This window comes from Chromobacterium aquaticum, assembly GCF_021129195.1.
Taxonomy (GTDB): Bacteria; Pseudomonadota; Gammaproteobacteria; order Burkholderiales; family Chromobacteriaceae; genus Chromobacterium; species Chromobacterium aquaticum.
The window spans coordinates 1-1,018 of sequence record NZ_JAJOHW010000096.1; the positions used below are offsets into that span (position 1 = coordinate 1).

Consider the following 1,018-nt stretch of genomic DNA (forward strand, 5'->3'; position numbering starts at 1 on the left):
CCTTCGTCGTCGAGCACGCTCAGCAGCGCCTCCTTGGCCTCGCGCAGCCGCGCGACCAGCGCGGCGTCGAGCGCGCCCTGCGGCGCCTGTACCTGAAGCTGGTCGCCGCGACGATGCAGCGTGACGCCCGCGTCGGCAAGATCGGTCATGAGCCGTGCCATGGTCATAGCGTGATTTCCTCCGTGTCGGCGCCCGCGGCCGAATGTTGTTCCGTCACCAGCTTGCGCTCCAGTTGCGCCATCACCTGGTCGATCAGTTCGTCCAGCGAGGAGCCGTCGATCAGGTGCGAGATCGCGACGGACACCCCCAGCGCGCGCTCAAGCGCGTTGCGCAGTTCCGCGCCGGTCAGCGAGTCCACGCCCAGGTCCAGCAGCGAAGTCTGACGCGGCAAGGCGGCCGGGCTGGACAGCACCGCGCGCAGTTCCGCGTCCAGATAATCGGCGACCCGCGCGCGGCGCTCGCCGGCGGGACGGCCGCGCAGTTGGTCGAAAGACAGGGTCCGCGCATTCGCCGCCGGCGCGCGGCCGACCAGGCCTTCGATCAGCGGCGGCAGATCGGGCTGCGCCGCGATCCGCGCAAGATCGATCGCGGCCACCACCAGATGCGGCTCGCCGGTGAACGCCCGTTCCAGCGCGGCGAAGGCCTCGCCCTCGCTCAGCGGGTTCAGGCCGCCGGCGCGAATCCGTTCCGCCGTCTTCGCGTCGGCCGCGCCCATGCCGGCCGCCCACGACCCCCAGCCTATGGACAGCGCCGGCCGCGCGCGCAAGCGCCGCCGCTGCACCAGCGCGTCGAGATAGCCGTTGGCGGCGGCGTAGGCGGCCTGGCCGTGACGGCCGACCGCCGCGGAGATGGACGAATACAACAGGAAGAAGTCCAGCGGCTCGGCCTCGGTCAGCCGGTCCAGCAAGACCGCGCCGCCCACCTTGGCGCGCAGGGTCTCGGCGAAGGCCGCGGCGTCCAGCGCGTCCAGCGTCGCGTCGCGCACAATGCCCGCGCAGTGCGCGACGCGACGCTGGAC

At 72.5% G+C, this 1,018-nt stretch carries 2 protein-coding genes; both read right to left on the reverse strand.

The window, feature by feature from the left end; genetic code table 11:
- Nucleotides 1-167, reverse strand: a 167-nt coding sequence (locus tag LQT98_RS24195; protein ID WP_407928954.1) for a TubC N-terminal docking domain-related protein, incomplete at its 3' end; no start/stop codon positions are given.
- Nucleotides 164-1,018: beta-ketoacyl reductase (locus LQT98_RS15230; RefSeq protein WP_231463292.1), on the reverse strand; the 855-nt coding region annotated here is incomplete at its 5' end. The genes LQT98_RS24195 and LQT98_RS15230, both read right to left, overlap by 4 nt.